Origin of the sequence: Staphylococcus sp. HMSC057A08 (assembly GCF_001812925.1) — a bacterium.
Classification (GTDB): Bacteria; Bacillota; Bacilli; order Staphylococcales; family Staphylococcaceae; genus Staphylococcus; species Staphylococcus hominis.
The window spans coordinates 337,780-354,693 of record NZ_KV810847.1 but is presented as its reverse complement, the minus strand read 5'-3'; the positions used below and the strand labels follow the sequence as shown (position 1 = coordinate 354,693).

The following is a 16,914-nucleotide window of genomic DNA, read 5'->3' as shown; positions in this document are numbered from 1 at the left end:
TATATAATAAAAATGTCTTAGGAGAAGTCCTAAGACGCTGAGGAAAAGATTCTCAGAAAAAATTTCTGAGATGTTGAGGATTTATGGTTAGAGAAGTGTTTGTCGACAATTTATCTCTTCTCTAATCCAGGGCACGCCTTAGCGGAAAATAGGGTGTGTCCTGTTTTTAGGTTTAGTTTTGATGAGATTGAAGTGTCTAAGAAGATTGAAGAATCACCACTTGTTCTTCAATGTCTTAGGCACTTTAATTATTATAATCCTAAATGTTTAATAAATGTGACGAGTTCATCTTTCATTCTAGGATCTTTTAACGCATATTCTATTGTCGTTTTAACGAATCCTAATTTTTCTCCAACATCATAACGATTACCATCAAAGTCATATGCATACACTGGAACATCACTATTCATACGTTCAATCGCGTCGGTTAATTGAATCTCATTACCGGCGCCTTCTTTTTGTGTTTTTAAATAATCGAAAATTTCTGGCGTTAAAATGTAACGTCCCATAATCGCTAAATTAGAAGGTGCTGTACCTTGTTCAGGCTTTTCAACAAATTGTTTCACCTCATAGCGACGACCTTGTTTCTCTAATGGATCAATAATGCCATAACGGTGAGTCACATGTTCAGGCACTTCTTGCACCCCAATAACAGAATGTCCTGTTTCTTCATATACATTCATTAATTGTTTAATCGCTGGCTCTTCAGATTCCACGATATCATCACCTAATAATACTGCAAACGGTTCGTTACCAATGAATTGACGTGCAGTATAAATGGCATGTCCTAATCCTTTTTGTTCTTTCTGGCGTACATAGAAGATATTCGCTAAATCTGTAGAATAATGTACTTTTTCTAATAAGTCTGTTTTACCTTTTTCTTCAAGGACCATTTCTAATTCTTTTTGATTATCGAAATGATCTTCAATCGCACGTTTATGTTTACCCGTCACAATAATAATATCTTCAATGCCCGCACGTGCCGCTTCTTCAACAATATATTGAATCGTTGGCTTATCTAAAATAGGAAGCATTTCCTTAGGCATGGCTTTTGTCGCTGGTAAAAAACGTGTCCCTAAACCAGCCGCAGGTATGATGGCTTTCTTTATCTGTTTCAAACTCGAATATCTCCTTTGCGCATTCTGTCTTTTATATTATAAGTAAGTTTATCATTCTTTTATTGTCATTCATAGCGATTGACTGTATTCTTCCATGCTATAAAAAAATAAGAAGTAAGATTGAAATTCATTGATTTCTCTCTCACTTCTTTTATAAGTTATACAAACAAACTAATGAATAAGATGAAGATGATGCCCGATACTGAAATGATGGTTTCAAGTAATGACCAAGTTAAGAAGGTTTCTTTAACGGTCAATCCGAAATATTCTTTAAACATCCAGAACCCAGCATCGTTAACGTGTGATAAGATCACGCTCCCTGCACCAATGGCAAGTACGACAAGTGCCACATTTACATCTGAATGTTGTAATAATGGTAAGACGATACCTGTTGTTGAAATCGCTGCGACTGTTGCTGAGCCTAGTGCAATACGTAATACTGCAGCGACAATCCATGCTAGTAAGATAGGTGACAGGGTTGAACCTTCGAATAACTTAGCAATTGTATCCCCTACACCGCCATCAATGAGGACTTGTTTAAATGTACCGCCACCACCAATAATTAAAATCATCATACCGATTGGGTAAATAGCATTCGTTACAGATTTCATAATGTCATCCATTTTTCTTCCTCTATGTAAGCCCATTGAAAAAATAGCAAAGATGACTGAAATTAACATCGCTGTACCTGCTGTACCGATAAAGTAAATAATTTGTTCAAACAGATTTTTAGCATTTTCATGTCCAGTCACTAATTGAACAACCGTTGATAATAACATTAAAATAACAGGTAATACAGCAGTGAGTATACTTAAACCAAAACTTGGCATTTCAGATGCTTTAAATTCTTTTTGTGAACCAAGTGCTGAAATATCCCCTTCACGTGTATAAGCAGATGGGATAAGTTTTTGTGCAACTATATTAAAAATCGGACCTGCAATGAGCGTCACTGGAATAGCAATAATAATCCCATATAGTAACACATGTCCAATATTCGCTTTTAATTCTTTTGCTATGACCACAGGACCAGGATGTGGTGGTAAGAAACCATGTGTCACAGATAATGCTGTTACCATAGGTAATCCTAATTTCAGTGGTGACACTTTCGCACGTTTAGCAATGGTAAAAACAAGTGGAATGAGTAATACGAGTCCTACTTCAAAGAATAATGCAATACCAACGATGAAAGCTGCAATCAGCATCGCCCATTGAACGTGTTTTTGTCCAAATGTATCAATCAGTGTATCCGCAATACGGTTGGCGCCTCCACCATCTGCAAGTAATTTGCCAAGTATTGCTCCTAATCCAAAGATGAGTGCAATATGACCTAGAGTGCCGCCCATACCTGCCTCTATCGTTTCCATTACTTTATTTAAAGGCATACCTAATAAGATAGCCGTGACAATCGATGTAATAATTAATGAAATAAATGTATTTAGTTTTAAGAAAATAATCAGTGTCAGTAGTAATACGATTCCAATAACAACACTTGCTAGTGTCCATATTGTTCCCATTTGTCTTCTCCCCTTTGATGTATAATTGATTTAAATATGTGGATTAATTAATATGTTTACGTTGAAAATCTGCAATTTCTTCATAGCGATCTTCAAGTGTACGGCTTAAGCTTATGAATATCGTTACAAGTTGTTGATATATATTTACTGTATCTTGGTTAGGTTGATGTGCATGAGTCGTACCAACCATATTTTCGATCATCGAATAATCTTCAATGTCTCCCAATGCTTTTAAACCAAGGACACACGCACCTAGACAAGAGCTTTCATAACTTTCTGGTACGATGACATCAGTATCAAAAATATCTGCCATCATTTGACGCCATACTTCACTTTTCGCAAAGCCACCTGTTGCTTTAATCGTATTAGGTGTTTCATTCATTACTTCAACAAGTGCTAAATAGACGGTATAAAGGTTGTACAACACCCCTTCAAGTGCAGCGCGTATCATGTGCTCTTTTTGATGTGACAATGTTAAGCCAAAGAATGAACCCCGTGCATTCGCATTCCATAAGGGTGCACGCTCTCCCGCAAGATACGGATGGAAAATTAAGCCATCTGCCCCTGGCTTAACACGACTCGCTATTTTAGTAAGTACATCGTAAGGATCCACTCCCAGGCGTTTTGCTGTTTCAACTTCACTGGCGAGTAATTCATCTCGTAACCATCGAAGAATGACACCCCCATTGTTGACCGGTCCACCAATCACATAATGCTCTTCATCTAAGACATAACAGAAAATGCGGCCTTTATAATCTGTACGAGGTTTATCAATGACTGTACGAATCGCACCTGATGTCCCAATTGTGACTGCAACTTCACCTTTTTTATAACTATTAACGCCTAAATTTGATAACACCCCATCACTTGCACCAACCACAACCGGTGTATTTTCATCGATACCCATCAATGTGGCATAACGTTTTTTCATCCCTTTTAAAATGTGTGTCGTCGGTACAAGTTGAGGCAATTGAGAGGCTGAAATACCGAGTAATTCAAGTGCTTCTTGATCCCAGTCTAACTGTTGTAAGTTAAACAAGCCTGTCGCTGAAGCCATAGAGTGATCCATCACGTATGCTTCATAAAGTTGATAGAAAATATACGTTTTAATATCCGCAAACATTGCAGTATTTTGATAAATATCTGGTTGCTCATGTTTCATCCAAAAGATTTTAGAGAGTGGTGACATAGGATGAATGGGTGTACCTGTGCGTTTATAAATGTCATGTCCCCCATATTGTTCATTTATCAAGTCAGCATATTGATTCGCACGGTTATCCGCCCAAATTATACTTTCAGTTAAGCGCTCGTGTTGACTATCTAGTGCAATTAAGCTATGCATTTGCGCACTAAAAGAAATGAGTTTAATATCTTCTTTGCGCACCCCAGATTCGCGAACCACATGTTTGACTGTCATTAATACGGCATCGAATAATTCGTCAGGATTTTCTTCTGAAACATCAACGTTTGGTGTATGTAAAGGATAGCCAATATGATGTTTTGTAATAAATTGACCATGTTCATCATAAAGTACTGACTTCGTACTTGTTGTTCCAATATCTACTCCAATCATGTATTTCATATGTATTCCTTCTTCCTTCTATTTATTGTAACCAAAAGCTTTCAATATCTTTACCTACATCATCAAAGTTTAAATGAAACGCTTCTCTTAACGTATCAGTATCATAACGTTCTACCGCTTCTATAAATACCGAATGATTACGGTGTATTCTGTCAAAATCTTCTTTATTTGTTCTCATTCGCTCTCTCATTGAACATAATACAAGTACTTCTACAATGGGTTTCAAATGGTTCCAAAATGTTTGAAGATAATGATGTCGAGAGGCGTGAATCAATGCTTCATGCAATTGAAGATCGTGTTGCGTAAATGATTCAGCATCTTCAAATTGAATAGCGACTTTCATCATTTCTAAATGTTTTTTCATTTCTTTAATCACTTTTTTTCTATCAATATGCTTTAATTTTGAAAATGCAAAGGATTCAAGCATTAATCGTAAATCATATAATTCTTTCTTTTCTTGTTCACCAAATTCAAGAACCCTTGCACCCATGCGCTCGAGGTGAATGAGTTGATTCGTTTGCAGTAATTTAAATGCATCTCTAACCGGAGAGCGACTGACATCGAATTGTTTAGCCACTTGATTTTCAGTTAGTAAAGTATCGGGTTCAAGTGTACTATTAACAATCTGAAACCTAAGTTCCGCAGCGATACTTTCCCCTGTAGTCATTCTGTTTTTCCATTGTTTCGGATAATGTTGTTCCATCTTTTCACCTCAATACGTTAACTTGTATACAAGTATAGTAATACACTCACTCTATTTTTGCAAGCGCTTACTTTTTGTAATTTAAAACACCTAGCTCATGATAAGCCAGGTGTTTATTACGATTCGTTTTGATATACTTCGATACAATAATGTGTTTGATGGCAGTTGGGACATGTTAATTGTCTTGTTTTAGGTGTATGTTTCGCTTTCACGAAGGCACCTAATGTAGGTTTAAATGTATGCTGGCAATTCGGACATAGATATAACACTTTTTTTAAATATATTGCTGTCAGCGCAATGGCATATGTGATTAAGATGGGAAATATAACGATCAACGGCTTAGTTGAACGTCCTAATAGACTTAATAGTAAACCACTATAGTGTATGATCCCTAAGATTCCAGCACTTATCCAAATCTTTTTTCTAAAGTATGTTATTTTATATTCTTGTTTCATAGCGTCATCTATGTCAGTAAGATGGTTAATAGACGCACTTGATTGCTCAGAAATGTATGTGTCGACTTTTTCAATTTGATTTAATGTATGACTGTACACCTCTACTTTTGAGTGTAATGCATCTTTTCTCAATGAAAGTAGTGTCTTAAGTGTGTTCATATTTGTATCTTCATCAAGTAATGTCTTTATTTCATCTAACGTACATCCTAATTGTTTTAATACTAAAATCAGTTCAAGCTGCTTTACATGTTCGTCAGTATAATATCTGCGATTAGAGTCAGTTTGTCGATGAGCTATAAGTAATCCTCTTCGATCGTAATATTGTAGTGTTCGAATCGTGACTTTACTCTGTTTTGCCAATTCTCCAATCGTATAGTGTGACATATCATTCACCTCCTACTGTTAACATAGCTAATGACGCTACGTCATAAGCAAGTATGATTTTAACATTTGCTTATGCAGTCTGCCGGTCGTCTTATTCTTCTTGAATCCACTGTTTAATGTGGTCAATAATACCTATGGTTCCATTAGGCAAATTATCCAAGACAGCAGGAAAGTCGATATGTCCGATACCAGAATATATAACTTCATTTACTTCACCGCCATATTTTTTATACATTTTCATTGTTTCTTGTGAATCAGTGTAAGGAATGATTTCGTCATCTTCTCCTGAAATAAATAAAAGTTTAGGAAATTGCTCTATTTCCTCTATATCTGGAAGGTAATCTGCGTTTGTAGAATAAATGATATCTGTAATAATCGTTTTAATGGGTGCAATATATGAAAATAAGTTACGAATACTATTATTTTTGTTATGAAAAGATTTTTTCAAAATATACTGCGGTAAATTTTTAAAGGCAATCATCTCATCTTTAAAATGATCTCTTTTACTATTTGAAGTAAATAAGCGTGACAACATACTTTGATTTGGTGTAATACGTGCAGCGCTATTTAAATAAACCAGATGTGAAATAGGTAACGTATTAAATTTTAATAAACGTGTGCCTATCATTCCTCCCATAGAATAACCTATGATCACTAAGTTTTTAATACCGTATGTTTCGATAACTTGTGAAAGTACATCATTGATACGCTCAGAATAATCATCTAATGTATGTTGTTCTCTTACAATGTTAGAGCTTCTGCCTCTACTTGGACAGTTAACAAAAATAAGGTTGTTCTCTCTAAAATAAGGCTCAAACAACAACATAATGCGATATGTCATCATTGCTCCATGTATAAATACGATGGTTTTATCTGCATCCATATTTCCGGCAAATGCGACTTCAATGTGTTCACCCTTAAATTGTTTTAGTTCATATCGTTGTGACTTAAAATTCTGTTTAATCATTTTAAAACTCCAAAAAATATATATTACTATTAATTTATTTTATCATAAAAATATATCATTTTATTTTATATAAAAAAGCGAAACAATAGCTATACATTTCTATCGTTTCGCTATATGATTAAATTATTTATCTTTATCTTGAATCTCTGAGTGAATGGTTTGCATTTTTGCTTCGACATCTGAGATTTCTACTGCACATTCTTTAAGTTTGTCTTTATAGTCCTCTGTATTGGTATTATTTTTATAACGAATTTTATGCTCTAAACTTGCCCACATATCCATACCAATAGTTCGAATTTGAATTTCTACTGGTGTAACCTCTACTCTATCAGCTAGAAAGACTGGAATCGACACGACTATATGAAGACTGCGATAACCATTTTCTTTTGGGTGTTGTATATAATCTTTACGCTTAAGTAATTTAACGTCCTCTTGTTTTAATAATAATTTCTCAATCACATAAATATCTTCAAGATAATTACAGACCACACGAATACCAGCGATATCTAAAATATTGGTTTTCGCTGTTTCCGCATCTATAGTTAAACCTTTACGTTGCAATTTTTTAACTAAACTCGTCATTTCTTTGACGCGACGTTCCATATGATGAATTGGATTATGTTTGTAAATATGATTAAAATTGTCATCTAAAATATCTAACTTCGTACTAATCTCTTTTAATGCAGAAGAATATAAATGATCGAGCTCTACGAAACCCACTAGCTTATCGAAGGCTTCATCTCCATTCTTAAACTTATCAATATTTTCTTTGAATTCACTGCGTAGCTCTTCAATGTACAATGATGGTTTTCTCTCTACGTACATATTTGTTGCCTCCTTTAATCATCACTGTATATTATATCTAACTCTTAAGTGAACTAAAAATGATAACCTAGACTTGACGCTACTCATTTAGTCTGAGTCATTTAGTCATAAAAAAAGCCGAATAGCAAGTTTCATTGCTACTCGGACTCTATTACATTATTCATCTTTTTGATGTTCAATCACTTGTGTACCACGATTATCAGCAATTTCTTTGGCACGTTGTTTTGCTTCTTTTTTAGTACTAAACGTATCAGACGCTTGTTTTGCATCTTCTGTTTTAACTTTCCATTCATGATCCTCATAATATACATGAACATCTTCATCATTCAGTTCAGGTCGTGCTGATGGATCTTTTTGATGTTGAGTAATATGTTTATGTTTTAATTCTTCTAATTCTTCTTTACTGGCATCTTTGTACCATTCTTCTGCTTGTTTTGTTGCAATAGGAATAGCGTCTCCCTCTTTGTAGCCATCTTTTAACATCGCATTTGCAATATCAATGGCTTTTTTACGCTCTAATTCATCTAAATGTTTCCAAGTTTGTGGATAATCATTCATTGTCCAAGGCATGATGTCACGCTCCTCTATAGTGTTTAGTAAGCTTTACCACCATACGCTATAATGAAACGTCATACATTGATATTAAGCGTCCACCGTTTTCTGATGATTTGTATGATCAACGTCTTTACGTGTTGCTACACAATTATCTTGTAACTTCATTAAGGCAGATTTTAAATAATTATACTGTGGTAAATCCGTCAATTCTTTTTCATTAAGACTACCGCGTAATTCAAAATGTTTTGCTACATTTTCAAATGTGACAAGATATTCTCCCATTTGTTTTTCTGAAATGCGTTGACGTTGTTTGTCTTGCATTGCACGCATTAACATAAAGCTAATTTCTTCTAAGGCAAAAATACTTGGATAATAATAACGAATGGCCTCTTTACTTGAGAATAATTCACCATTGGCTGAATTGTACACTTGTGTCATATTATTCATTTTTACAGATAATGATAAACTTTCTGTTCTATCACGTGCTGTATCTTGGTATTTATTTTCTGAAAATAAATATTGGAAAATAACCGCTTCTTTACGTACCACTTCTGCAATCACAGTAGGTAACATGGTAGACGCATTTTTTCGATTAATGATTAAAACACCAATCACCGCAATCACAATCCCAATCAATACGTCAACAATTCGTGTATACGCAATATCAATAGATAAATTACCAGAGGCTAAACCATTTAACAGGATGACTTGTGTTGTAATAAAAATGACTGCAAAAGCATAATTTGCTGCGACAAATCCTTCTGTCATCATAGCAGACAGTCCCATTAAAATGACTGCGACAATTAAATGAGGTTGGAAAAAGAGTATGGCTGATAGAAGTAAGGTCCCTACAATTGTTCCAAGACCACGTGCTAATGAACGGTCTAACATCCGAATCGTCGTTAATCCTAATAATACTGTATGGGCGGATAATGGAATCCAATATGAACGTTGGATATTGAAAAATAACGATACAAAAATAGCTGCGCCCATAATAACAGCATACGTTAATGCATTGCGGAAAATAATGGAATCGAGTGTTAAGTTTTGAACGATACGTTTACTATATAATGGCTTACGAATACTCGCTTCAGATTCTATTTGTTCCGGTTGTAATTGTGCAATTTCGTCTATTTTAAGTATGTGTTGCATCAAACTTTCAAATGGTTCATCCACATCGACTTTTTTCGTCCATTTTTCTCGTTTTGAAGATAATTTATAGGCATTTCTTGTAATCATATCCATCATATCAATCAGTTCTTGAGGGATGGGACGAATATTTTTTTCATTTAGTTCAAGTAACTCGGCATAAATTCCTTGGGCTGATGTATGAAGAAGCAATAACTTTTCAAAGCGAGAACTTAACTTTTCACTCATCGCAGTAGTCGATGTAATCAATAGTTTCTCTGAATTTTTAAATTTCGTTACTGTGTCTTGTGAAATATCATTAAATTTTTCAGCATCATTAAAGTGATGCATTAAATTATTAATCGTCTGAAAGTCAGAGGTAATCGCTCGATCTTCAGCTTTTTGTTTTTGGAATACAATAGTTAAAATGACGACTAATGTCGCTAACATTCCTCCAATAAAAATCGCTAAGCCACGAATCGGTGCTTGTTCTGGAGCGTCAGGTAAGTTACTGGATAAGCAAAATGTAACTAAAAAGAATGTGGATGAAGGACCCGCAATTTTTAACACATTAAATACATAGAATGGAATGACAGTAACGATCAATAATAATACGCCGTACAGAACTGGCTGATTGACAGTTAATGTTCCAAGCATCATACAAATGGTAAAGGATAACGTACAAATAATGACTGTTCTTAACATTGATTGTGCTGAACCTTTAAATACATAAGTATGTGCCAAAGTTCCGGTTGCTACGAGTAGACCAAAACTAAAATGTCCTAGTAAATACCCTATCAATGTTGGGATAATCATTAATAATCCTTGGCGTATACCTTTCCATAGATTAATTTTAGGCTTATCAAACCTTATTAATGAAGCAATCACATGTCCCACTACTATCTTTCCTTTCATTTTTCATACCATCTTATTTCATACCATCTTATCATAACATGATAAACGCCTTGCCCAAGTACAAATATCACTTAGACAAGGCATGTTTAGTTATTATTTTGTTTCTGCTACATCAATGACAGGTTCTTCAGCGACATATTTTCCTATATTTTCACTAAATGCTTTGAAATGATCTGAATGGTTATGTGCTTGAACCGCTTCTTGGTCTTTATAATTTTCAACAACAACGAATGTGTTATGTTCTGCTACATCTTCATAATGAGCATAAAATGTATTACCCGGTTCTTGACGTGAACTTTGAACTAATTTGTTCATTAAATCTAAATAGTCATTACGCACATCTTCTTTAATTTTAAGCTTCGCATTAATAATAATCATATAATCACCTTCCAAATATAATTATAACGTTTTACCCTGATATTATAAAAAGAAAACAGTAGTAAGAAGAGAGGTAACATTGATTTTCAATTCAGTCATCGACAGTCAATATATTAAAAATTCCTGAGACAACTGATGATGTCCCAGGCTTTCACTTTTGTGGATAATGTATAAATCTTATTTAATATGTCTACTTTCATCTTTAATTAATGGTTTGTCTGGTGTAACGAAGAACCATAATACAGCTGCAATCACCGCTGGAATAATTAATAATTGGAATGTCATTGTCCAGCCAAGTGATGATACTAATGCACCTGCTAAAAATGGACTGATTAACGCACCAATATTTCCCCATAAATTCATCCAACCCGATACTGTACCAGCAAAGTTACGTCCAATGTCATTTGCTGCTGCCCAACTCATTCCCATTGAAATACCCATACCACCTAAGCCAAGTGATAACCAGAAAATGGTTACATATAAGCTTTCTGTATGAACTGCAAAGAAGATAGAGATAGCAAATACGATAAAGCCAACAATTGCAATTAACCCTCTCGCTACAAAACGACTTTGACCGCTATGCAAAATTTTATCTGAAATCGCACCCGCAGATAAAATTAAAATAAACATAATAAACCATGGTAAAGCACTAATTGTCATATCTTTAAATTGTACATGATATTGCTCAGTTAAATAAGTAGGTAACCAAATTAAGAATAGAGCAATAACAAATTGAACTACGAAATATTGCCCTGCAATGGCATAGAAACTCATGCGTTTAAAAAATTGATTCCAAGGTGCTACGGATTTAGTTGTTTCTACTAAATCACGATGTTGCATGATATACTGTTTTTCTGCATCATTGACCATGCGATGTTGCTCAGGTAAATCTTTTGCAATAATTGCCCAAAGTGCTGCAATCACAATACCAACTGCCCCAAAAATGTAGAATACGGCTTGCCAGTTAAATGCATTAACAATTGCGATAGTAATTACTGGTGCTAATACTGGACCGAAATATGATCCTGCTAACAACGCACTCGATGCTCTCCCTTTTTCATCTTTAGCAAACCAAGTTGAATTGAATACTGCATTAGATGGATACATTGGCGCTTCTCCGATACCAAATAAGAAACGTACTAAATATAATAAACCATGATGTTTAATCATTCCCGTTAAAATGGTAAATGCACTCCACCATAATAATGCGATTGAAATCATCTTACGTGGACCAAACTTCTCTGCTAACATACCTGAAGGCACTTGCATCAATGCATAACCTAGTGAGAAGAATGAAGCTAATAAACCAAATTGTTGCTTTGTCATGTGAAGATCTTCCATCATTTGAGGTGCAATAAATGAGATATTAGATCTATCCATATATGCAATGACCCCAATAATAAAGAATGCGATAGCGAAATACCAACGAACATTACTTTTCTTTTGTCTTTGTACCATAATTATTTTTCCTGCTTCCCTTTAAAGTTGTGTTGATTCTACTTACACGTTGATAATGAAAACTCCCAATCATGTTGTTCCCTTTTTTTAACCGCCTTTCAACCCCCATATCATAAGCTTTTTGCTATATTTTTTATAATATTAACAGGTTTTGCAAGCGTTTACAATTACTTTTTGAATATTTTTTATTTTATTTATACATAGCTATGTAAAATGTGTTTTACTGATTAAAAAGTATATTGCTACAAATCTAATTTGTTTTTGTATTTGAACTCTATTAAAAAAGGTTGTAGAATAAAATTGAAGCAAAAACGCTGATGTTTATTTTAAACACAACTGAATAAACAATCCACTGGAAGTGCCTTTGTTTAAGGCTGAGAGTAAAGAAAGAACTTTATAATTCCTGGAACCTGATCCAGTTTGTACTGGCGTAGGAAAGTGGCGACTAGGATATCGTAAAGTTAAACAAAACGCTATTTCCCTACTGCAGGGAAATAGCGTTTTTTTGTTTAATAAGGAGTGATGTTCATTTTTATAGCGATAACGAAATATAAAGATTTAACCAATGATGATGTACAACATTTTCTTGATATCTCGGATGGAATAGATGGTTTATTGTTTCGTACTCCCATGTCATCAAGTGATTTGTCTTCATTTTTAACATCACTTATAGAAAAAGGATTCCCTAAATCAAAAATCATTATTCATAGTGATGTACATTTACTTGAACAACTTCACCTCTCTCACATTCATTTTCGAGAAATGGATGAAGATGCATTTAGCTATAAATCAACGCATCCAGAGATTGAAGTGAGTATGTCTACACATTCAATTGAATCTGTTAAAGCAGCTTATGAACACGATCTTGATTATGTCTTTTTTGGTCACATTTTTAAGACACCTTCAAAACCTAATCAATTGCCTCGATCAAAAGCAGAGATTCAGCGTGTGTTAGAGATTCCTATTCCCATTTATGCCATTGGAGGTATCACTGAAAAAACGATTCTTCAATTACCTCATGGTTTTAAAGGAATTTGTGCGATTTCTTTTTTTATGAACGCATCTTTACAACAAATTGAACTATTGCGAAAGGAGTGGTTGAAAGATGCATGATGTTTTAATCATAGGTTCGGGCGTGATTGGCATGTCTATTGCACGCCAATTAAGTCAATCTCACCTTGACATTGCACTTATCGATCGTGACGTACCAGGTAAACACGCGTCATATAAAGCAGGTGGAATGTTAGGTGCTCAAAATGAATTTACTGAAGATACTGATTTATTTAGACTTGCTCTTGAATCACGAAGTCTCTTTCCACAATTATGTCAAGATTTAGAAGCTGAGACAGGTATTGACATTCAGTTTCAAAATTCAGGCTTAATTAAAGTGGCTAATCGTCCTGAAGATGTTGAAAGTTTAGAAAAACAGTATCAATTTTTAAGTGGTTTAGATTCTAGTGTCATTGTTCTTTCAGATGAGGAACTGACTCATTTAACGAATGGCACAGTAACATCAAGTGAAATGGCTATTTACATTCCACAAGATGGACAGATTAATGCCAATCACTACACTAAAGCTTTATTTACATCTTTAAAGCAACGTCAAATTAAGCGATATGTCAATACAGAGGTACAATCTGTTCAGCGCCAAAATGGGTACTACGATGTTGAAACGTCACAAGGCACATTACAAGCTAAGAAAGTCATTGTGGCAGCAGGCGCATGGACATCTAAATTATTAACTCAATACTCACTACCTAGAGATGTAGTCGGTGTAAAAGGTGAAGTCTTACTGATTGAAAATGACCACTTGGATTTAAAAGAAACCGTATTTATGACCAATGGCTGTTATATCGTGCCAAAATATCCAAATCGTTTCTTAATTGGTGCCACAAGCGAGTTTGATAATTATTCAGTTGGTAATACAGACGATGGTATCTCTTGGTTACACCACTTTGCAAATGAACGTATACCAGAACTCGCACACGGCAAAGTCATTAAACAGTGGTCTGGTGTACGTCCATATACTGAAGAAGAAATACCGATAATGGACCGTATTGATGAAGATTTATATGTGATTTCTGGTCATTATCGTAATGGTATTTTACTTTCACCTATTATTGGTCGTGATATCGCTAATTGGATACTCACCGGTGTTAAGCCACATCGATATGAATCATTTAGTGCTTCAAGGAGGTTAAATCATGAAGTGTATCATTAATGGGGACGCATTCAATTTTGATTCAGAACAATCTATTACTTCTGTACTTGAATCTCTTGAATTAGACCCTAAACGTGTCATTGTCGAACATAATAAAACTTTAATTAAACAAGAAGACTACGATCAACATACAGTACGTGAAGATGATCAATTAGAATTATTAGAATTTGTTGGAGGCGGATAAAATGTTTAAAATTGGACCCTTAGAAATTAAATCTCGTTTATTATTAGGTACAGGAAAATTTGAAGATGAAGCGACGCAAACAAAAGCGATTGAAGCAGCAGAAGCGAATGTGCTGACTTTTGCCGTAAGACGTATGAATTTATATGATAAAAACTTGCCTAATCCATTAGCAAATATTAATCTTAAAGACTTTATTACTTTTCCAAATACAGCTGGCGCCAAAACGGCTGAAGAAGCGATTCGTATCGCTGAAATTGCAAAACATGCTGGAGTATGTGACATGATTAAAGTCGAAGTGATTGGTGATGATGAAACATTGCTTCCTGATCCATTTGAAACATATGAAGCATGTAAAGTGTTATTAGAAAAAGGTTATATCGTATGTCCTTACATTTCTAATGATGTCGTATTAGCGAAACGTTTAGAAGAATTAGGTGTTCATGCTGTCATGCCACTTGCTTCTCCAATTGGTACTGGACGTGGTATTAATAACCAACTTAATTTAAGTTACATTATTAAACATTCAAATGTTCCCGTTATTGTGGATGCTGGTATTGGTTCACCAAAAGATGCGTGTCATGCGATGGAATTAGGCGCTGATGCTATTCTTTTAAACACTGCAGTTTCAGGTGCAAAAGACCCTGTTAAAATGGCTGAAGCAATGAAACTTGGTATTCATGCAGGTCGTCTCTCATATGAAGCAGGACGTATTCCAGTAAAATATACTGCACAAGCATCAAGCCCTACTGAAGGTTTAGGATTCTTATAATGCAACGCTATAACCGTCAAATGCGTTATCATGCATTTGGAGAGGATGGCCAAATTGCCCTCTCCAATGCAACCATTTTAATACTTGGTGCAGGCGCGTTAGGAAGTCACGTTGCAGAGCTTTTAGCACGTATGGGTGCGCATCATTTAGCCATTGTCGATATGGATATCGTTGAATTATCTAATTTACATCGCCAAGCACTCTATACTGAAGATGATGCTCACCATATGGTCCCTAAAGTTCACGCAGTTAAGCAAAAAATTGAACACATTAATTCAAATGTAAACATTCAAACTTATTACCAAGAAATTGACTCTACAACTATTGAGGACATTTTAAAAGCCGTCAATCCTGATATTGTCATTGATGGTATGGATCATTTCAAAATTCGTTATCTTATTAACGAAGCCTGTCACAAACACCATATTCCGTGGGTGTATGGTGCTGCTGTAGGCAGTAAAGGTACCGTTTACGGCATTGATTTCAAAGGACCTTGTTTGAAATGTTTATTAAAACACATTCCAACCAGTGCAGAGAGTTGTGCTATTAATGGCGTATTACCGCCTGTGATTACACAGGTAGCAAGCTATGAGGTCACAGAAGCGATTCGTTATTTATCTGGTCATGGATTTTCTCATAAGTTAATTACTCTTGATGCATTTCATATTGATTATAAAGCATTGAATATCGATATTTTAAAAGATGATGAATGTGACGTATGTGGTAAAGGTCATTACGAATTATTAGAAACGAAACAACAACAGAATATTGAAAGCTTATGCGGAAAAACCTACCTATTTAGATATCAACCTACTGCTTTTGACTATGCTGAACATTTCCCAGGTGATATTGTGAAGTCAACCTCATTTGCAAAGCTAATTAAAGATGGCAATTATGAAATTACCTTATTCAAAGATGGTAGAATGAATGTCTATGGCGTTGAAGATGATAATGAAGCAGAACAATTGTATCATCAATATTTAAAATCCTTAAAATGAGTTGTACAATCCTTATTATGTTATCACAAGCAATTCATAGTAAATTCCTATATAATGAATTTACTATGAATTTTTTATTCGAGTAATGTTTAATAACGGAGGATTTTTAACTTTATAATGGAACAAATTATTACAAATTTTATAGGTCAATGGGGTTATGCAGCCATTTTCATTCTTATTTTATTAGAAAATGTCTTACCTGTTGTGCCTTCTGAAATTATATTAACATTTGCAGGTTTAATGTCAGTTAAATCAGGTCTTTCAATTTTAGTCTTATTTATTATTTCAACAATTGCTTCATTTATCGGTTTACTTATTTTGTATTATTTATGTCGTTTAATTAAAGAGGAAAGTATTTATCGATTTGTTGATAAGTATGGTAAATGGTTCAAACTTAAAGGAAATGATGTGAAACGTGCGAACGACTGGTTTAAACGTTATGGCGCGTGGGCAGTTCTATTATGTCGTTTCATTCCTGTTTTACGTGTATTAATCACTATTCCAGCAGGTATCAATAAAATGAATGTTGCAACATTTACGATGTTATCTTTATTAGGCACAACGATTTGGAACTTTGCCTTAATTTTACTTGGTCGTCTTCTTAGCGATAGTTTCGATGTATTAATGTCTGGCATCCATACATATTCTTATTTTATGTATGTGATTCTTATCATTATTATTCTTTATGTACTCTATCGTCTATTCTTCAAAAAAAATAACGCTAAATAAGTACATTAATTTTACTTTCAAATTAAATTTA

Annotated in this window: 17 protein-coding genes and 1 riboswitch; of the genes, 6 read left to right on the top strand and 11 right to left on the bottom strand. The window is 34.5% G+C overall.

Annotated features, from left to right (window positions below):
- Positions 1-251 precede the first annotated feature (251 nt).
- From galU to HMPREF2881_RS03490, 11 genes are all read right to left on the bottom strand, one after another.
- Positions 252-1,118 (bottom strand): UTP--glucose-1-phosphate uridylyltransferase GalU, encoded by an 867-nt coding sequence (galU, locus tag HMPREF2881_RS03540; protein WP_002448353.1) that lies wholly within the window; start codon positions 1,116-1,118, stop codon positions 252-254.
- A gap of 158 nt (positions 1,119-1,276) precedes the next feature.
- Positions 1,277-2,632, bottom strand: coding sequence for a gluconate:H+ symporter (locus tag HMPREF2881_RS03535; protein WP_002488781.1), 1,356 nt, complete (start codon positions 2,630-2,632; stop codon positions 1,277-1,279).
- Between the two features lie 43 nt (positions 2,633-2,675).
- Positions 2,676-4,214: a gluconokinase gene (gene gntK, locus HMPREF2881_RS03530; protein ID WP_002488737.1), complete on the bottom strand. Its 1,539-nt coding sequence runs from the start codon at positions 4,212-4,214 to the stop codon at positions 2,676-2,678.
- A 22-nt stretch (positions 4,215-4,236) separates the two neighbouring features.
- Complete coding sequence (locus HMPREF2881_RS03525; RefSeq protein WP_002488719.1) at positions 4,237-4,917, bottom strand: GntR family transcriptional regulator; 681 nt, start codon at positions 4,915-4,917, stop codon at positions 4,237-4,239.
- A gap of 116 nt (positions 4,918-5,033) precedes the next feature.
- Entirely contained in the window at positions 5,034-5,756 is a 723-nt protein-coding gene (locus HMPREF2881_RS03520) for a MerR family transcriptional regulator (RefSeq protein ID WP_002488749.1), read from the bottom strand.
- A gap of 91 nt (positions 5,757-5,847) precedes the next feature.
- Positions 5,848-6,723 (bottom strand): alpha/beta fold hydrolase, encoded by an 876-nt coding sequence (locus HMPREF2881_RS03515; RefSeq protein ID WP_002448335.1) that lies wholly within the window; start codon positions 6,721-6,723, stop codon positions 5,848-5,850.
- A gap of 123 nt (positions 6,724-6,846) precedes the next feature.
- Positions 6,847-7,548, bottom strand: a complete 702-nt coding sequence (locus HMPREF2881_RS03510) for a GTP pyrophosphokinase (RefSeq protein ID WP_002454864.1) — start codon at positions 7,546-7,548, stop codon at positions 6,847-6,849.
- Between the two features lie 156 nt (positions 7,549-7,704).
- Positions 7,705-8,118 carry a DUF2188 domain-containing protein gene (locus HMPREF2881_RS03505; protein WP_002448481.1) on the bottom strand — a complete coding sequence of 138 codons (414 nt, stop codon included), beginning with the start codon at positions 8,116-8,118 and terminating at the stop codon, positions 7,705-7,707.
- Positions 8,119-8,190: 72 nt separating this feature from the next.
- A complete protein-coding gene (locus HMPREF2881_RS03500; RefSeq protein WP_176744865.1) occupies positions 8,191-10,128 on the bottom strand; it encodes an FUSC family protein in 1,938 nt (645 codons plus the stop codon).
- Positions 10,129-10,239: 111 nt separating this feature from the next.
- Entirely contained in the window at positions 10,240-10,524 is a 285-nt protein-coding gene (locus HMPREF2881_RS03495; RefSeq protein ID WP_002448351.1) for a putative quinol monooxygenase, read from the bottom strand.
- 177 nt (positions 10,525-10,701) lie between these two features.
- The gene (locus tag HMPREF2881_RS03490; RefSeq protein WP_002448439.1) at positions 10,702-11,982 is read right to left on the bottom strand and encodes a pyruvate MFS transporter; all 1,281 of its coding nucleotides are present in this window, start codon (positions 11,980-11,982) and stop codon (positions 10,702-10,704) included.
- A 344-nt stretch (positions 11,983-12,326) separates the two neighbouring features.
- Positions 12,327-12,436: riboswitch (TPP riboswitch) on the top strand.
- A 68-nt stretch (positions 12,437-12,504) separates the two neighbouring features.
- Here HMPREF2881_RS03490 and HMPREF2881_RS03485 point away from each other — a divergent pair.
- The 6 genes from HMPREF2881_RS03485 to HMPREF2881_RS03460 all read left to right on the top strand — a co-directional run bounded on the left by HMPREF2881_RS03485 (position 12,505) and on the right by HMPREF2881_RS03460 (position 16,883).
- Positions 12,505-13,095, top strand: a complete 591-nt coding sequence (locus tag HMPREF2881_RS03485) for a thiamine phosphate synthase (protein WP_002488780.1) — start codon at positions 12,505-12,507, stop codon at positions 13,093-13,095.
- Positions 13,088-14,203: a glycine oxidase ThiO gene (gene thiO / locus HMPREF2881_RS03480; protein ID WP_002488731.1), complete on the top strand. Its 1,116-nt coding sequence runs from the start codon at positions 13,088-13,090 to the stop codon at positions 14,201-14,203. Before HMPREF2881_RS03485 ends, thiO begins: the two co-directional genes overlap by 8 nt.
- Positions 14,187-14,387, top strand: a complete 201-nt coding sequence (gene thiS, locus HMPREF2881_RS03475) for a sulfur carrier protein ThiS (RefSeq protein ID WP_002448326.1) — start codon at positions 14,187-14,189, stop codon at positions 14,385-14,387. Before thiO ends, thiS begins: the two co-directional genes overlap by 17 nt.
- A gap of 1 nt (position 14,388) precedes the next feature.
- Positions 14,389-15,156 (top strand): thiazole synthase, encoded by a 768-nt coding sequence (locus tag HMPREF2881_RS03470; protein ID WP_002454859.1) that lies wholly within the window; start codon positions 14,389-14,391, stop codon positions 15,154-15,156.
- On the top strand, positions 15,156-16,154 hold the full coding sequence (locus HMPREF2881_RS03465; RefSeq protein WP_002488748.1) for a ThiF family adenylyltransferase: 999 nt from the start codon (positions 15,156-15,158) through the stop codon (positions 16,152-16,154). The genes HMPREF2881_RS03470 and HMPREF2881_RS03465 overlap by 1 nt, the downstream gene beginning before the upstream one ends.
- Before the next feature lie 117 nt (positions 16,155-16,271).
- Entirely contained in the window at positions 16,272-16,883 is a 612-nt protein-coding gene (locus tag HMPREF2881_RS03460) for an undecaprenyl phosphate transporter UptA (protein ID WP_002448460.1), read from the top strand.
- The last annotated feature ends 31 nt before the right edge of the window (positions 16,884-16,914 follow it).